At 67.2% G+C, this 15,641-nt stretch carries 13 protein-coding genes and 3 pseudogenes; 8 read left to right on the plus strand and 8 right to left on the minus strand.

Annotated elements, in window-relative coordinates; translation table 11 throughout:
• The 4 genes from ACFWV8_RS36860 to ACFWV8_RS36875 all read left to right on the plus strand — a co-directional run.
• Positions 1-496 (plus strand): NADPH-dependent F420 reductase (locus ACFWV8_RS36860; RefSeq protein WP_384214660.1); only part of this gene is annotated, 496 nt, incomplete at its 5' end.
• A gap of 46 nt (positions 497-542) precedes the next feature.
• Positions 543-1,109 (plus strand): TIGR03086 family metal-binding protein, encoded by a 567-nt coding sequence (locus ACFWV8_RS36865; protein WP_384214662.1) that lies wholly within the window; start codon positions 543-545, stop codon positions 1,107-1,109.
• Complete coding sequence (locus ACFWV8_RS36870) at positions 1,109-1,438, plus strand: hypothetical protein (RefSeq protein ID WP_384214663.1); 330 nt, start codon at positions 1,109-1,111, stop codon at positions 1,436-1,438. The genes ACFWV8_RS36865 and ACFWV8_RS36870 overlap by 1 nt, the downstream gene beginning before the upstream one ends.
• Positions 1,439-1,734: 296 nt before the next feature.
• Positions 1,735-2,232, plus strand: coding sequence for a hypothetical protein (locus ACFWV8_RS36875; protein ID WP_384214665.1), 498 nt, complete (start codon positions 1,735-1,737; stop codon positions 2,230-2,232).
• Between the two features lie 50 nt (positions 2,233-2,282).
• Here the strand turns inward: ACFWV8_RS36875 and ACFWV8_RS36880 are convergent, their stop codons facing one another.
• Together ACFWV8_RS36880 and ACFWV8_RS36885 are read right to left on the minus strand one after the other, a co-directional pair.
• Positions 2,283-2,870 carry a hypothetical protein gene (locus ACFWV8_RS36880; protein WP_384214666.1) on the minus strand — a complete coding sequence of 196 codons (588 nt, stop codon included), beginning with the start codon at positions 2,868-2,870 and terminating at the stop codon, positions 2,283-2,285.
• Positions 2,871-3,125: 255 nt separating this feature from the next.
• Positions 3,126-3,851, minus strand: coding sequence for a dienelactone hydrolase family protein (locus tag ACFWV8_RS36885; protein WP_384214668.1), 726 nt, complete (start codon positions 3,849-3,851; stop codon positions 3,126-3,128).
• Positions 3,852-4,458: 607 nt separating this feature from the next.
• Between ACFWV8_RS36885 and ACFWV8_RS36890 the strand changes: the two genes are divergently transcribed.
• Together ACFWV8_RS36890 and ACFWV8_RS36895 are read left to right on the plus strand one after the other, a co-directional pair.
• Positions 4,459-5,076 carry a tyrosine protein phosphatase gene (locus ACFWV8_RS36890; protein ID WP_384214669.1) on the plus strand — a complete coding sequence of 206 codons (618 nt, stop codon included), beginning with the start codon at positions 4,459-4,461 and terminating at the stop codon, positions 5,074-5,076.
• A 284-nt stretch (positions 5,077-5,360) separates the two neighbouring features.
• On the plus strand, positions 5,361-5,552 hold the full coding sequence (locus ACFWV8_RS36895; RefSeq protein ID WP_384214680.1) for a DUF6381 family protein: 192 nt from the start codon (positions 5,361-5,363) through the stop codon (positions 5,550-5,552).
• 139 nt (positions 5,553-5,691) lie between these two features.
• Here the strand turns inward: ACFWV8_RS36895 and ACFWV8_RS36900 are convergent, their stop codons facing one another.
• Positions 5,692-6,894: an LAETG motif-containing sortase-dependent surface protein gene (locus ACFWV8_RS36900; protein WP_384214671.1), complete on the minus strand. Its 1,203-nt coding sequence runs from the start codon at positions 6,892-6,894 to the stop codon at positions 5,692-5,694.
• A gap of 719 nt (positions 6,895-7,613) precedes the next feature.
• Complete coding sequence (locus ACFWV8_RS36905; protein ID WP_384214673.1) at positions 7,614-9,035, minus strand: S28 family serine protease; 1,422 nt, start codon at positions 9,033-9,035, stop codon at positions 7,614-7,616.
• Between the two features lie 181 nt (positions 9,036-9,216).
• On the opposite strand from ACFWV8_RS36905, the pseudogene tpg reads away from it, so the two are divergent.
• Positions 9,217-9,662 (plus strand): annotated as a pseudogene (tpg, locus tag ACFWV8_RS36910) (telomere-protecting terminal protein Tpg).
• 77 nt (positions 9,663-9,739) lie between these two features.
• Here tpg and ACFWV8_RS36915 read toward each other — a convergent pair.
• The 3 genes and pseudogenes from ACFWV8_RS36915 to ACFWV8_RS36925 form a co-directional block, all read right to left on the minus strand.
• Positions 9,740-10,108 carry a hypothetical protein gene (locus tag ACFWV8_RS36915; RefSeq protein WP_384214675.1) on the minus strand — a complete coding sequence of 123 codons (369 nt, stop codon included), beginning with the start codon at positions 10,106-10,108 and terminating at the stop codon, positions 9,740-9,742.
• A gap of 649 nt (positions 10,109-10,757) precedes the next feature.
• Positions 10,758-11,759 (minus strand): aldo/keto reductase, encoded by a 1,002-nt coding sequence (locus ACFWV8_RS36920; protein ID WP_384214677.1) that lies wholly within the window; start codon positions 11,757-11,759, stop codon positions 10,758-10,760.
• Between the two features lie 631 nt (positions 11,760-12,390).
• Positions 12,391-13,738, minus strand: a pseudogene (locus ACFWV8_RS36925) (NF041680 family putative transposase); the annotation flags it as partial.
• A 280-nt stretch (positions 13,739-14,018) separates the two neighbouring features.
• Between ACFWV8_RS36925 and ACFWV8_RS36930 the strand changes: the two are divergent.
• Positions 14,019-14,567 (plus strand): RDD family protein, encoded by a 549-nt coding sequence (locus tag ACFWV8_RS36930; RefSeq protein WP_384214679.1) that lies wholly within the window; start codon positions 14,019-14,021, stop codon positions 14,565-14,567.
• 299 nt (positions 14,568-14,866) lie between these two features.
• On the opposite strand, the pseudogene ACFWV8_RS36935 reads toward ACFWV8_RS36930, so the two are convergent.
• A pseudogene (locus ACFWV8_RS36935) lies at positions 14,867-15,253 on the minus strand (transposase); the annotation flags it as partial.
• Positions 15,254-15,641: the final 388 nt, after the last annotated feature.

Genomic DNA, 15,641 nt, shown 5'->3' on the forward strand with positions numbered 1-15,641 from the left:
GGGACCCGACCGGCTCGACCACCGCAGCGCCGTCACCTCCTCCGACCTCGTCATCACCGCCCTGCCCGGCAAGGACGTGCTCGACGTCCTGAACGAGATCGGGGACGAGGTGCTGGGCGACAAGATCCTGCTCGACCCCTCGGCCACGATCACCCCGCAGACCGCCACAGCACACACCGGCGACGGGGTGGCCGTCCGAATCCAGACGCGATTCCCGCGGACACGCGTGGTGAAGACCCTCAACACGATGAACTTCGCCATCATGGTCGACCCGCTCACATCGGTCCCCGCGGCCACCGTCTTCGTCAGCGGTGACGACGGCGTAGCGAAGACGGTGATCATCGGCCTGCTCGGCGACCTGGGCTGGCCCGATGCCGGCATCATCGACCTGGGCGGCATCGACACGGCCGCCGCGACCGAACAAGCCGGGTCACTGTACTTCGCAACAGCGCGAGCCCTGGGCAGCACGCGATTCAACCTCGCGGTGTCGCGGTGACGGGGACAGTACTGAATCGCGGACCCGGTATGAGGGGAGACGTGCGGTGAGCCTGCTGGACAGCCACGGCCGCACGCTGACCTGGTTCGATCGAACGGTCCGTCTCGTCCGGGCCGACCAGTGGGACAACCCGACCCCGTGCACTGAATGGACGGTCCGCGACGTGGTCAACCACATCGTCTCCGAACAGCTCTGGGTACCGCACCTGCTCAACGGCGCCACTCTCGCTGAGGTGGGCGACCGATACGACGGCGATGTCCTGGGCGACGATCCGGTACGCGCGTGGTCGGAGGCCTCAACGAACGCACGAAGAGCATGGACCGAGGAGGGAGCTACCGAACGCATGGTGCACCTGTCCTTCGGTGAATCCGACGCCTCCCTCTACGGATGGCAGATGACAACGGACCTCGCCGTGCACGCATGGGACGTCGCGGTCGGAATCGGCATCTCGCAGCCAATCGAGAACGACGTCGCCGAGGAACTGCTTCCCATCGCTCGCCCGATGATCGAAGCTGCGCAGGGCACCGGAATCCTGGCGCCACCGGTCGAGATACCAGACACGGCGCCCGCATCAGAGCGAATTGTGGCGCTCTGTGGACGCAGCCCGCGCTGATGCTCCGACTCGTCCGCTTCATCACGCCGGCCGGCAGGGCCGTAGCGCCCGAAGCCTCTTACACCGCGACCCCGGCCGCTGACGGCGACCACCTGACGCAGAGGCGTACCGTGGACCGGGCGGGCAACGTCGGCCCGATCAAGGACTACGGGTTCACTGCCGGGAACCGGGACTACAACCGGGCCCAGAAGCTGGACATCAAGCTCCCCGTGCTCGACACGGCCTCTGCGGACCCGGTGCTGACGGATACCCCGCAGCCGCCGCCTGCCCACCCGGACGACGGGAACATCGCGCTGCCTGCGAGGGAGCCACGGACAGCAGGGACGTGAGGAACTTCGACTTCTACAACGACCTGAGCTGGAAGGGCGGCGGCGACAGCCGGCCGGTCGACTCCCATATGGCCACCGGAACGGCCAGCCACAAGTCGGTGTGTGCTGCCGCAGTACTTCCCTCGATACAACTTCAACACCGGTAAGTACCCGGCTGCCGCGGCGCATGCCTGGCTGATCCAGAACAAGTCGAAGGTCAAGGGAGGCGGCAAGAACCGCTCCGATCCACTGACCTACCTGCCGTCCCAGAAGCGAATGCGAACGGCTATGAGACTGAGGACAGCCGGAACAAGGTGATGTGCTCCAAGTCCCGGTCCAAGCGCACGGACGGATGGGTTCCCACCAAGCTGTTCCTCAAGTACCCCTGGAGGGCCCTGCACCCGGAGATCACCGAAGGCGCTCCTGAAGCGATCTCCTGCGACGAGTTTCCGTTCTCCGCCGCCTACCAGTCCCCTGGCACGCCTAAGGCGATCGGCGGGAAGAACACTGCTGGCGCGGACGGTGGTGGCGAGTGCATCCAGACCGTTGCGGCCGAGACCGACGACGGCAGTGAGCACCTGCTTGATGGCACCCGCTACGACGCTCCGACGTTCGCGGAGAACTGCGGTCGGTCGTCGGTGTCGCTGAAGGTCGACTCCGGATCGATGAACCAGTTCGGGTTCGCCGCCCCGGCATTCATCAAGACGTTCCGGGTTCTGGACGGCGATGCCTACACCGTCGACCCGGGCGATGACTGGTTCAGGGCGTGTGATCTGTCCAAGGCCACACTGCTCTGCACGATGGCCAAGCCGTAGCAGGCAATCCTTGACGGTCCGCGCCCGGGTCCGGGCGGGGACCGCTCCGGTCAGTGGACCGGGCTCCAGTGCCCGGCGGCATCCGTCAGCCAGGACCCCTCGGGACGGTCCCAGATCAGGCAGCCCCACACGACGCCGGGCACATCGGAACTCATCAGGTTCGCGGGCCCGATGGTCAGCGTGCGGTGAACGCTCTCCAGGTAGGCGGCCATCGACGGGTAATCAGGCGTGTCGGCCGGGTTGTCCTCGAACGACCACTTCCCGGTACCACGGGCGCCGATGTAGGAGCCCTGCAGTGGAGCGTCCTCGTCGTCCCCCGTGAGCCAGGGAACCACCTCGGCGCCCCAGAAGTCCTTCGTCCCGGGCCCGGGAAGGCGCGGGGCCGGCGCCTTGGCCGGCGAGAGAGGCCGCCCGTCCGGGAGGAACTCCCCGGAGAAGGTCTCGCCCCGCTCGTCGGCCTCGATGTCCTGGTGCTCCACACCACCACACAGTCGCCACAGCGCGCCCAGCTCCACGGGCAGCCCGACCCCGAGGTGCTGCCTGAGCTGGGAGTCGGCGGTGGCGAGCTCTTCGTCCGTCGCGGGTGGCAGGAGGGAGGCGTACGAAGTGTGGGCATGCTCGGCAAGCCAGTCGGTCACAGCCCGCCAAGCCACTGCGACGCGCTCGGCTTCCTCTTCACCATGTGACTGAACAGAAACGCGGTCACCGTACACGGGGTCAACCTCGCGGCCGCAGTAAATCCGGTACCTACCACGGCAGTTGCGAACGCGTTTCCGCGATCGAGCATCCGCCCTAATGTGCTTCTGCTGTGCGGACTTGAGGGGAGGGGACTGTGAGTGTCCGACGCGGACCAAACCTGGCGCCAGGCTGTTTGCCTGGGTCATGTCCCCAGATCACCCCGTTACGGGCAGGCACTCGGTGAGCAGGTCGATAACGTCGTGCCAGGCGCGCTGCGCGTGCTGTGGGTGGTAGCCGACGCCGGGGACCGTGGGGTGGTCGACCGGCGGGTGGTGGAAGGCGTGCAAGGCGCCGCCGTAGACCGCGAGGCGCCAGTCGACGCCCGCGGCCTGCATCTCGGCGGTGAACGCGTCCCGTTGCGCGGGCGGCATGATCGGGTCTTCCGACCCGACCCCGGCCCACACCGGGCACCCGATGCGCGCGGCCTCGCCCGGTCGGCCCGTGGTCAGTGCGTTGACTGTGCCGATCGCGCGCAGGTTGACGCCGTCGCGCCCGAGTTCCAGCGCGACGGCGCCTCCGGTGCCGTAGCCGATGGCGGCGATCCGGTCGGGGTCGGTCCGCGGTTCGGCGCGCAACACGTCGAGCGCCGCATGGCCGATGCCCCGCATCCGGTCGGGGTCGGCGAGCAGCGGCATGCAACGGGCCAGCATCTCCTCGGGGTCACCCAGATAGTGCCCGCCGTGAAGGTCGAAGGCCAGCGCTACGTATCCCAGCTCGGCGAGAGCATCGGCCCGGCGGCGCTCGACGTCGCTGAGCCCCATGCCCTCTGGTCCGAGCAGCACCGCGGGCCGGCGGTCGACACCGGCAGGGAGCGCGAGGTGCCCGATCATCGTCAAACCGTCGGCCGGGTACTCGACCGTACGCGTCGTGATCGTCGTCATGAGACTGGACTGTAGTGATCGTCGAGCCCGGTCGGTCCGCTGTTCTCCGCCGGCGGAACAGCACGGGTGTCCCTCTGAAATACGGTGATGGCAGCGCTGTCGGATCACCTGCCGAGGGCCACGGTGCTGGAGGCTGACCCTCGCGGCAGGATTCTGGCGTATACCGGCTCGCTCCCGTGAAGGGCGTCACCAGCTAGAGGGTCCTTCTCGACCGCGACGCCATCACCTCCGGAGCCGCGGCCAACGGTGAACCATGGCAGTACTACGATCTCGGTCACGGGCTGTGTTCCTACTCGTTCTTCGAACAGTGCCGGCACCGGATGGCCTGCGTCCGCTGCGACTTCTACACGCCCAAGGAATCGACGAGATCCCAACTCGTCGAAGCCAAGGCCAACTTGCAGCGCATGCTCGTGAGTATTCCGCTCACCGAAGAGGAACGCGCCGCCGTCGACGTGCCAGAGCGCCCTCGACCGCCTTCTCGAGCGCCTCGCAGAGGTGGCCACCCCAGCGGGCCCGACCCCGAACGAGCTCCGCGCCGAACTCGGCCGACCCCTGCCACTGACCGTCCGACCATCACCTGACCCCACTGAACGAAAGTGCTGCTGACATGCGACCCGACCTCTTCACCATCGACTTCTCCGGCCCGGGACGACTGAGCACCATGGCCAGACCCCGTGGCAATGACTGGCTCGAAGACGAGATGGCCGCGCTGAAAAACTGCGGCGTCGACGTCTTGGTCTGTGCGCTCACCGGCCCCGAACTCGACGAACTCGGCCTCGCAGACGAATCCCGGGCAGCCATCACGGCCGGGCTGCAGTTCGTCGCCATACCCATCCCCGACCGCACCGTCCCCCACCTCACCACCATCCTGCCCACCCTGCACAGACTCGCCGAACAGCTGCACGAAGGCGCACACGTCGTCGCCCACTGCCGAGCCGGCATTGGACGTTCATCCCTCCTCGCCGCCGCACTCCTCATCCTCAACGGCGTCGATCCCGACACCTCCTGGCACCAGATCGAACGAGCTCGCGGGATCGCCGTCCCAGACACCGTCGAGCAGCGAGAGTGGACGATGGAACTACTCAAATGGCCGCCATCCGAAACGAACTCCTCCACCTCTCTGTGCAACTCAGCAACGCCTATACCCGCCAAGGCCCCGAGTCCATCCCCGAGAAAAGCTGGAGAATGCCTACAGGGCCGTGGACGAGGCCCGCAGCGCACTTGAGAACCACCCTGTTCAACGAGCACCCGGGTACTGCGCTGACGAGCATCTACTACCCGCAGAACAGGTTGGTTGCGCGCCGTTATGGCGCTCTTTGAAAGCGGCTACCCACTGCTCGGGGTACCAACCCGTGCGGGCGGGGAGCAGTTCGTCAAGGTGTCCGTGAACGCGGACTTGCCGGAATCGTCCCTGCGGGCGCGGGGATGATCGTCACCCCGGGTGGCGTTCGGCCGCCGGGCCTGTTTCCCTGGAAGGGACACGTTTCGGTGATGAGGCGAGGCTCGATCATGAACGAGAGAGGCGAATCGCGGCGCCACGTCCGGCAAATGCGCGAAGCGGCCGTTGCTGCGAAAGCGGAGGCTAGACGGACCAGCGACCCTGAGGAGCGCGGGCGTCTGGAGCGCAAAGCCCGGCAGTTGGAGTTCGACTGCGAGCAGGAGAGCATGATGGCGGCCGGGGACATCTATCCTGCGGAGTGACCGGGGCGAGCTGTACCACAGCGGCGGGGGCGGGCGGCCACGCGGAGGGTACGCGAGAGGCGACCGCCGCGCCGTCGTACTGCGAGGGACCCAGTAGTGTCCCGCTCAGGCGGGGAGCACGGGGTGCGTCGTCAGTCCGTCAGCTGTCGTGCCGCGCCCGGCGGCGTACGACGAGGATGGTGCCTGCGCCTGTGACGACCGCTGCGGCGGCGGCGCCCGCGATCGGGAGTGTGGCGGAGGAGGAGCCGGTCGCCGCGAGGTTGCCGGCGGTTGTGGCCGTACCGGTACCGCCGGCCGACGGCCCGCCGGTGGAGCCGCCGCTTGATCCGCCGGTCGAGCCGGAGCCGCCGACCGTACCGCCCGTCGTGCCTGGCTCCCCGCCGGTGACCTCCAGCGTGATGGGGGCCGTGTCGTTGGCCTTGTCGGGGTCGAACGGCAGTTTCCGGTTGCTCAACGCCACCGAGCCCTTGGCACCCGCCACCTTCTTGTCGATCTTCAACTTGAAGGTGAAGGCCGCCGTCTCGAGGTGTTCCTGCGGGCGGGTCGTGAGGCCGCAGTTATACACCTTGCCCTTGGCCTTGCAGTAGAAGTCGGGCTTGACGACCGACGTTCCGGCGGGGAGCGTGACCAGGACGGAAGTCCACGGAGTCCCCGGCTTCGACCAGACCCAGCCAGGGCCGGTGTTGGTGAAAGTCACCTTCATCGTCACCGTGTCGCCGGGCTTCCCCCGCAACGCCGCGCCCGTCACCTCGTAGTCGGCCGTGTTGACCGACGTGACGGGCACCCTGAACCGGTCGGTAGACCCCGTGCCCCCGGTCGGCGACTCGATCAGTTCGATCTCCGGTGCGGTGCCGGGGGTCGGGGTGCTGTTCTCGTCCGGTGACGGCTCGTAATCCGTGACGGTCACCCACATCTCGTCGTCGAAGGCGTGCTTCTCGGCCTTGACGGCGAACGGCTTCTGGGGCGTATAGGCGACGCCCGGCTTCACCGCCTTGTCGAACGCGCATATCGCGATCCACCGCTCGGGCATCTCGTCGTACGCACCGACGTACTGCTTCTGGCAGTTGGAGGGAACCTCCGGGAAGGCGAGACCCCGGGTGGCGGTGTACTTGATCCACAGCTTCTCGACGGTCGTGGTGCCGTTGTTCACGACGGTGACCGGCAGATCGACCGGGCTCCCCGGTTTCACTCCAGTGATCGGCTTGATGTCTCCGAGGGCCAGAGAGGGCGGCGCCTCGTCGCCCACGGCAGCGGGAGCGGCGCCCAGCGCGACAAGCCCGACGGCACCGAGGGCGGCGACGGCGGAGCGGGAGACGCGGCGTTGGTACGGCGGGGTCGGCATTGGCGGATTCCTCTGTCGGGACATCGCTGAACGGGAGGCGTCTTTCAGTGGAACGGCCACCTGTAACCCCTAGACACATACCGGCCCCGGACAGTTGTACGTGTCGTGCCGGATCCGGACGGCGCATCGAGACTCAGAGCCGCGCGATCCGCGAGGCGCGCATCCTGATGACGTTCGACGGGAAGGTCAGCGCCGTGGGCTAAAACAACGGCCAGATCGGCGACGGCATCGCCGTCGACCGCACGGCGCTCTCCACACCCGTCAACAGCCTCAGCAACGTTTCGCTGATCGCCGCAGGCGGAGCGTTCAGCCTCGCCGGTTAACGGCACCGGGCACCGCGCAATGCGCCGCCGGGTGGGCCCTGGGCGTTGCACGCCTCCGCGTTTCACCTGCGGTGCGATCACGGCCTCCGCCAGGATGGTCTCCTTGCTGGTATTGCACCCGTCCTTGTCGGCGTCGGTCCAATGGCGGAACGTGCTTCGCTCGTACCCGGTGCGGCTCTCGTCAGCGACAGGCAGTGCGGGGGAGGGGAGCTGGGTTCGTGGCCGGACGTGGTGGAGGAGATCCCGTACGGCAGAGCTCCACCCGACGACCTCCTCGTCGGCGACGTACGAGCACACACCGGCGGCGGACGCACCGACGACATGGCGCTTCCTCGCCGTCCGGCGGCCGGAACGTCCTGCACCGGGATCGGCGCTTCGCTGACGGTCGGACGTCGGTCAGCCGACTCCGTTGCGAAGCCGGCGGGGGCGGGCGCCGCTGGTGACGGACGTGGTTTCGCGCTTCCGACGCTGTGGTTCAGCCCGCTCGGCCCATCGGCGGAGCGCTGTGACAGCCTCGGCGCGGTCGGCGAGGGACAAGTTCGCGATCGTGACGTGATGGTTGCCGCCCGGCACCCACAGCACGCGCGTGTCGCGGCGGCAGGGTCGGAAGGGCTCGGCGACGGATGGGTCCTGGGTGCCGTTGACGAAGAGCAGCCGGTCGGCACGCCCTCGTACCCAGCGGTCTATGTCGGGCATGGCCGCGGCGTCGAGCCGCATCGGGACGTCTCGCGGTACGAAGCTGCGAGGTTCGATGGCGTCGGGGTAGCGCAGGAGCCCGTCCAGATGGCCGACCGGAACGTTCAGATAGCCCATCTGCGTGCCGAGTTGATACCAGTAGGGGATGAAGTCCCGGGCCACGGAGTCCGCGTAGACGGGCAGGGCGGCCGTCTGGTCCAACCACGCGTACAGCGCGTCGGTGGAGGTGTCCGGGCCGGGAATTGAGACGGCGTCCTCGACGGTCTGGTTCTGCCAGAACATGAACGGCACCCTCAGGATCGCGATCTCCAGTGCCTTGTCGGCGCTGCCGATGATGCGGAAGGTGTCATTGGTGGCGGCTGCCCAGGCCTCGTAGCGGGCGAGCAGGTCCGCCCGGCGCAGCAGCATGTGCCCCTGTGCCGTCTTCAGGGCGTCGCGGGCGGCGGCTGTGCCCACGTGCTCGAAGAACCGCAGGTAGGCGGAGTCCTCACGGTCGTCGATGTTGTTGGGGGCGGAGTAGGCGACGGTGCCGTCGACGTCGTGGGGGTGGAAGCGGCGGTGGTACACGCTGGCCATGCCGCCCTTACTGCCGCCGGTGGAGATCCACGCGCCGGGGTACAGCCGGCGGAAGAGCTGGACCACACGGTGGTGGTCGTCGGCAGCTTGGCGGATCGTCAGGTGGCTGAGGTCGGGAGTTGCCGGACGCGAGGTGCCGAAGAAGCGGTGCTCGACGCCGATCTGGTTTCCGCCGAGAAGGATGGCCGGTTCGGTCCGCCGTGGCTGGAGCGGCACTTGGTAACCGGTGCTGAACAGGACGGTGGGCTGGTTGGCGGCGGTGTGGAGCAGGGTGAGGCGCTGCTCGAACGTCCCGGCCCCGGGGTCGTCGTGGTCGACCGGCTGGGCCATGCCGAGCACGAAGAAGCGGTAGCCCGGCTCGGCACCTGGCCGCTCCTCGATGACCCGCAGGCCGGGAAGCTCGCGCAGGGTGTCCAGTGTGTCGTCGGCCGTGGCGCGGGTCCGGCCCACGGCGTGTGCGGGCATGGCGGCCAGGCCCGCCACGGAGGCCATCGCGGCCGTCGATGCGGCGCTGGTGAGCAGACGTCGTCGCGTGAAGGGGCGCATACGATTCCTTTCCGGTGTCAACGGCCTCCAGTACATCGGGGGACGATGCCGGGGAGTTCCCCTACGCAGGGGAACTCTCTCCCCCAGTTGGGGGAGAGAACATCGCGAGGGCTCCCTGTTCATTGCCCCTCCGGAGTCCCCTCGGGGGCGGCGACGCCGTCCTGGACGAGGGGAGTGGACGGTGGGGGAGATCGAGGACGCGATCGAGCGCGCCGACCGGGAATCCTTCACCCGCGAGCCGCCGAAAACGTTGAAGGGGCAGATCGGCTACCTGCTCAAGCAGTTCGGCAGCGCCAAGGCCGTCGCCCAGGAGATCCGGGTCACCGCCGACAGAAGCAGGCCGCCGCCACCAGCGGGATTGTCATCGAGACCAGGGCAAGGTTCGGTTACACCGCGGCGGTCGGCAGCACCGACGACGGACGGTTCCGGCGACTCACCGTGCACCTCCCAGCGACGTACGCACAGCGCCTCTTCGACGCCCGCAACGCCGGTGCCAGCGACCAGCGGATGCCCGGAATCATCGCCGAAGGATTCAAGGAGGTCTGTTTCCAGGACGGCGGCGGCCGCGCTCTGGGACTGTCAGACGTCGAAATCAATGAAATCGACTATTTGGATCCCGACTACTGAGTTCGGGGAAAACAGTGACCACGGAATTCCCGGTGTTGAGCCGAAGCACAGTGGTTGGCACAAAGACAGGCTTGGTGTCACTCGGGGGCGTCGGCCGCCTCCATGGTGGCGGGTCGGCGCCCGCCGCAGCAGGCCACCACTACTGTCGCTGTGGAGTTCAGGAAGATCGTGAACACCGACGACTTGTCCACTGAGGCGATGCTTCCGGTACGAAGCGGCTCTTCCCCGGCCCGCTTGAGGATGCCGATGCTGACGGCAAGGCCGTCGATCGTGTGGCCACGCCTCAGGGAGTGGTGCATACGACCCCGGAAGACGCCCGCGTGCCGGTTGGCGGGGACCAGGCCGTCCCAGACGACGAAGTCACCCCCGGCGATCAAGACGTCGCGTGCGGGTCCGCATGCCGGGGTCTGATCGCGGAGCATGGCGATGAGGTCGTCGCGGGTCACACTGCGCCCGGGTGACAGGAAGACCGGCGATCGGTTGTGTGTGACAACTGCGGCGCCTCTCTGGGGACAGCCCGGCCGCTTCGACCTGGTTCCTTCGCAGGCTATTCGGTACCGTCGGTGACAACTACAGCTCCTCGGCAGAGGTGTGACTGAGCGCGGTACAGGCCCGGATGGGCTGGGTGGCGGTCACCCTCCTGACCAGACGAATCATCAGCCGAACGGCCCCCAGGACCGATCAGCCGGCCTCGCGCGAAGGACAGCGGGACTGATCCTCTCGGCCCTGACGGTCAGCAGCCCTCCGACCAACAGGTCACCGTGCCCTCACACCGGCTCAATTCTCGCGCCACCATGACAGCTTCGTCGCCCAATCCGTAAGCGAAGCCGGCCCGGCAGCAGCCGATCAGCCGATCTCGGCCCCGGAATCCTAGCTCTGACACCAGCCGAAAAGCAGGCCGGCCGGTGATGGACGCCATGAAGGTGCTGAAGAAGAACGCCGACGGCGAGACCCGCTTCTACGACGCCGGCGAGGATACTGGGCGAACACGATGACCAGACCGCCGCCGAACTGGCGAGCGCATGACGACGATCACGACGCCGCAGGAGCTACTTTGCTGCTCCCTGGCCCCAGGCTACGAATCCGCGGCGGATATCAGCCGTGCCAACCAGCGATCCGTTCGATCATCTGGTACGGGTAGTTCGGCGTCAGCGGCGCGCTGACTTCGGTCAGTCGGGCAACCGCCTTCTCGTCAAGGTGCAGTGCGGCCGCGGCAAGCGACTCGCGCAGCTGCGCGACGGTACGCGCGCCAACGATCGGCGCGGTGACGTCCGGGCGGTCGGCGACCCACGCCAGGGCCGCCTGGCCGGGCGTCACGCCGTGCGCGTGCGCGACGTCGCGGAGTACTTCGATGACGGACCAGACTTCCTCGGTGTTCCGTCGGTGCCACGCTTCACTGGTCTGGTCCCCGGCGTGGGCGACCCGTGTGCCGGCCGGTGGCTGCTGGTCGCGCCGGTACTTCCCGGTGAGCCACCCCTGGGCCAGCGGGCCGTACAGCAGCGTGCCCAGGCCGGCGTCCACACCGGCCGGAACGACCTCCCACTCGACCGCCCTGGCCAGCAGGTTGTACTGGATCTGGTGGGAGACCAGCGGCGGGCCGCCCCGCTCCTCCAGCAGCCGTGCGAGCTTGGCGACCTGCCACCCGGCGAAATTGCTGACGCCGACGTGGCGGGCCTTGCCCGCGGCGACGATCTCGGTGAGAAACTCGACGACCTCGTCGACCCGGTGCTCGTCGTCCGGGCCGTGCAACTGGTAGAGGTCGACCTGGTCGACGCCGAGCCGGGAGACGCTGGCGTCGATCGCACCGCGCAGATACGCCGGTGTCAGGCTCGCGCCCGGGTATCCGAAACGGCCCTTGGTCGCGAGAAGGACGCGCTCGCGCACGCCCGGCCGCGAGCTCAGCCACCGGCCGACGATGCGCTCCGACGTGCCGCTCCCGTAGTTGTCGGCCGTATCGATCAGCGTGCCGCCCGCATCGGCGTACACATCGAGCATCTCGTGGGCCGCCGCCTCGTCCGTGTCACCGCCGAACGTCATCGCCCCGAACGCGAACCGGGACACGGCAGGCCCCGAACTGCCCAGCTGACGAGTCTCCATCTGCACTCCTTTTCCCTCCGTTGCCCCGATGCTGGCAGTTGAAGTGCACTCAAGGTCAAGGCCGAACCAACTGTCGGGCTCCGAACTGCCAGACCCGAACGCCCGGAAGATACCCCCGCGGTTGGTTTGCGGCCGGGGCCAGAGATAAGGCTCCGGGGCTATCTCCGCACGTAAACCCCTCCGTTTGAATTCTGAGCGGGGCAAACACCGAAACCCACGACGTCGTCATGTCGTGAACAGCTCAGAAACAGGCACTGAGCTTGTCGTTCACCTTCGGGAGGGGGCCCGGTCAACGAAGTCACTGGGTGGGCTTCACGACATGTCCTAGTACGACGAGGCCGATTCCCACGGTGAGAAGCGATGGTGAGTTCACGTTCCCGCTGACCAGTATCAGCAGGGCGCCCGCTCCCCAGAGCCTGGGCTGCCTCACTCGCTGCGGGAGCCAGTGGCCGGGCATGCGGCCAAGAAGCAGACCGTGCACTCCGAGGACGGCCCAGATGATGGCCAGGACGAACAGCACCAGGGCCGGCACGACAAAGATGAACAACCCATCCCCTTGGTCGTGGCGGCAGTCGCGTCACACGATGCTGCCCCATTCGATCCGAAGGTGCGAAGGGTTCAGATCCGGGGTAGAGGCAGCGTCCCGCGCCGGGGCTTCGTGCCGGCAGCGTGGTGCGCCGGCCGGTGAGCCGGTCTTTGCGCGTAGGTTTCTGAACCTTCTGCGGACTCGGGCGGGCGTGAGTTTGTTCGGCGGGGCCGGTTTCTCCCAGGGGCGCTGGAGGCCGGTGGCCAGCGGGCGGGCGTGGGCCGCGATAACCAGCCAGGTCCATCGGTCGGCCGCTTCCGAGCTGCGAAGCCGGGGCTTAGTCCACCCGAGGGTCTGCTTGAACAGCCGAAATGTGTGCTCGATGTCGAAGCGACGGAGGAAGGAATGCCAGCAGCGGTCGACGTCTGCCTCAGCAGCGCCGGTGCCCGACCACCACAGCCATACCGGCTTGTTGACCCCGCCGCTGGGCAGTTTCTCCACGACCAGGCGGATGACGGTGCCCTCGATGACGGGCAGCGGTCCGTCATGGTCGAGCCACGCAGCCCGTTGGGTCAGCCGCGGGTGCAGCCGGTCCCACGCCTGCGCGGTCGCTTTCCCGTAGAGCCGGGTGTCCGTGATCGTCACGGCCTGCTCGGCGCCCCAGGTTGCGGTGTCACCGAAGACGAACTCGCTGCCGTGCTTGGGCGGCCGGCCACCCTTGGGGTTGGCCAGGAAGAACTCTTCGCGGGAGGGTGTCGGCCTTCGCATCACCCGGTCTGAACGGAGCCGACCGAGGATCTCGACGGGCAACCCGGCCAGCAGGTGGGCGATGCGCGGAGCGTCGTATCCGGCGTCCAGCACGACCAGGACCGCCGGGTCTCCCGGCCGCCACTGGTCGGCGGCGATCAGCCGCTCGAGGACCTCGCGGATCTGGACCGTGGTCACGGCGGCGACGTCGGCGCCGGGCTGAAGGCGGACCGCGTCCAGCACCGCCGTCCAGGACGGGCGGGCCGGTCTCCAGCGCGGCCACCACCGAGTACGGCCACCCGGGCACCATCTGGTGCTTGCCCTCACCCCGGCCGAACGTGTGGCAAAAGGCCCGGTCAGCACACGTGTTGGCGTCCGGCCGCAGCCACGGCGAGACATCCACCGCCAGCACGAGCCGACCATCCGCCGCCCTCGGCAACGGCACCCCAGCCAGGGCCCGGCGCGGCCGGGCGACATCGATCCGGCCCTGGTTGATCCCGCCGTACAGAGCCCCGTGACCACGGCGGTGCTCGGGCGCGAGCGCGAGATCAACCAGCGTCCGCACCGGCCCGTCCGTGCACAGCAGCGCGTCACATAACTCGAACAACGCGTCGCCCCGCGCGGTCAGGCACGCGTACAGCTCCGACCGGAAGTGTGACACTTCCGCGAACGCATCCCGCAGGACGCCCTGATGCACCAAACTCACGACCACGGCCTTCGCGCTGATCCACTCTGTGACGGAGCACAGGATCAGACGAAGGCCGCCTACGTGTCCGCTGAACTGCGAAAAAGCCGACCAAGTTCGAGCCACGTTCGACGCCGGACCATAAACGACAAGCTCAGTACCTGTTTTTGAACCAAGGCTCTGGCTCTGCGTAGTTTTGGACGGATCGTGGCAACAACTTGGCCTATGCCACTTGTTGTTGGGGCAGAAGTACTGCGGACTGTAGGAGAATGGCCGCACGCGGCGTACGGCGGGGGACATCATGGCTAAACCGGAAGATCGTCATACGGACCTGGGAAAACCCGGAAGTCCTTACCGTGATGGCAGGGGAGACAGCGGGCGAATACCGCTCGGCGAGGGGATCCCTGTCTCTCCGCCCGTCTTCCCCACTCACGGGCGTGCCCTGGCCAGTCAGTGGGCCCGGCTAGCTGCTGTCATTATCGACCTGGCTATCTGTGCCGGCTTCATCACCGGCGTCGTCACCATCGGTGAGGCGGCGTACAGCCCCTCCACAGTGGAAGACATCTTTCACCCCGCCATCTGGGTCGTGCTGATCTTCGGCTACTCGCCTCTCTTCACGTACCTGTGGGGAGGGACACTCGGGAAGGTCGTCTTGCGCATCCGCGTTGTTCGGGAGTTGAACGGAAGTCCTCTTTCCTACTGGCGGGCGTTGGGTCGCCACCTGGCCCATGTGGCCATGCAGTTCATTCCCGTCCTCAATTTCATCGACAGTCTCTTCTGCACCTGGGACAAGCCACTGAGGCAGTGTCTTCACGACAAGGCCGCCGACACCGTGGTCGTCAAGCGCTGAAGAAGTATCTCTTCTGATCCCTGGCCGCGCAGATCAGAGGAAGAGACACGTACCTTGACGCCGTGAAGAGACGGCGCTGGTGGTCCGCGATCAGCCTGTGGGTTATGTGGTGGGCGGCTATTACCGTGGCCTTTTGGTTTTTGACCAAGGTTCTCGGTCAGCCCGCAGACCTCGCGGGGTGTGCGGCGAGGGCTGTGCTGGTGATTGTGGTAGGTGAAGTCGGCGATCGACTGCGGCGGCGCTTCTTCCCTCGGCGGGAGATGGGCTGACGGTTCGGCTGGTCAGCGCCCTTGCTTACTGGTCCGGCCGCTTCGGGTGAGACGCCTGGTCATGAGGGTGATGGCTGCCCAGGTGATCAAGGTTTCGCAGTGCTGGACGAGCCGTTCATAATCGCGCGCGTGCCGGCGGGCGTGCATCATCCAGGCCCACGTTCGTTCGACAACCCAGCGGCGGGGCAGCACGATAAACCCGGAGGCGTCCTTGGGACGGCTCACGGTCTTGATCGTGAGGTTGAGATACTTCTTTGCCCAGGTCACGAGCTTCCCGGCATAGGCGGAGCCCGCCCAGACGATGGTGATCTCGGGGTGCATCAGGCGCAGGCGGAAGAGGAGTTCCTTGGCGGCGTCGCGGTCGGTGAGCGAGGCCGAGGTGACCATGACCAGCAGGGGCAGGCCGCGAGTGTCGACTTCTCTGAACTAGCCGTCTGCGCGGCCAGCGCTGTCGATGAAGCGGGGCATCCCCAGCGGGACCGCAGACGAACCGGCGGCAAGCTCGTCCATCTGAGCAAGCTTCTGTTCAGCGCCGGCCAGACTGATCCGGAGGCAGTCAAATTCGCCGAGCCAGCCTTCACGTTCGGCTTCGGCAATACGTGCGTTGAGATTGTCACGAATCTCTTCAAGGTAAGGCCGTTGAGCCGGATCAGGTCGGAGAAGTGAACACCTGACGCAAGCTTATCCGAACTAGTGTCCTGAGTCGTTAGCCTCGATCGTTCATGAGTCCTCGTCGGTTCGCTGACGGGGACTCCGCGTTTGTGTGGTGCGGTCTTTTCGGGGTTGGGGCAGGGCGAGGGTCCGG

The sequence above is a fragment of the Streptomyces sp. NPDC058665 genome (assembly GCF_042714995.1).
In the GTDB taxonomy this organism is placed as follows: Bacteria; Actinomycetota; Actinomycetes; order Streptomycetales; family Streptomycetaceae; genus Streptomyces.

What these genes read in the sequence shown, in the direction of transcription:
- ACFWV8_RS36870 (WP_384214663.1), top strand. Translation starts at nt 1,109, where the DNA reads ATGCTCCGACTCGTCCGCTTCATCACGCCGGCCGGCAGGGCCGTAGCG.
- ACFWV8_RS36875 (WP_384214665.1), top strand. Translation starts at nt 1,735, where the DNA reads ATGTGCTCCAAGTCCCGGTCCAAGCGCACGGACGGATGGGTTCCCACC.
- ACFWV8_RS36885 (WP_384214668.1), bottom strand. Translation starts at nt 3,851, where the DNA reads ATGACGACGATCACGACGCGTACGGTCGAGTACCCGGCCGACGGTTTG.
- ACFWV8_RS36890 (WP_384214669.1), top strand. Translation starts at nt 4,459, where the DNA reads ATGCGACCCGACCTCTTCACCATCGACTTCTCCGGCCCGGGACGACTG.
- ACFWV8_RS36895 (WP_384214680.1), top strand. Translation starts at nt 5,361, where the DNA reads ATGAACGAGAGAGGCGAATCGCGGCGCCACGTCCGGCAAATGCGCGAA.
- ACFWV8_RS36900 (WP_384214671.1), bottom strand. Translation starts at nt 6,894, where the DNA reads ATGCCGACCCCGCCGTACCAACGCCGCGTCTCCCGCTCCGCCGTCGCC.
- ACFWV8_RS36905 (WP_384214673.1), bottom strand. Translation starts at nt 9,035, where the DNA reads ATGCGCCCCTTCACGCGACGACGTCTGCTCACCAGCGCCGCATCGACG.
- ACFWV8_RS36920 (WP_384214677.1), bottom strand. Translation starts at nt 11,759, where the DNA reads ATGGAGACTCGTCAGCTGGGCAGTTCGGGGCCTGCCGTGTCCCGGTTC.
- ACFWV8_RS36930 (WP_384214679.1), top strand. Translation starts at nt 14,019, where the DNA reads ATGGCTAAACCGGAAGATCGTCATACGGACCTGGGAAAACCCGGAAGT.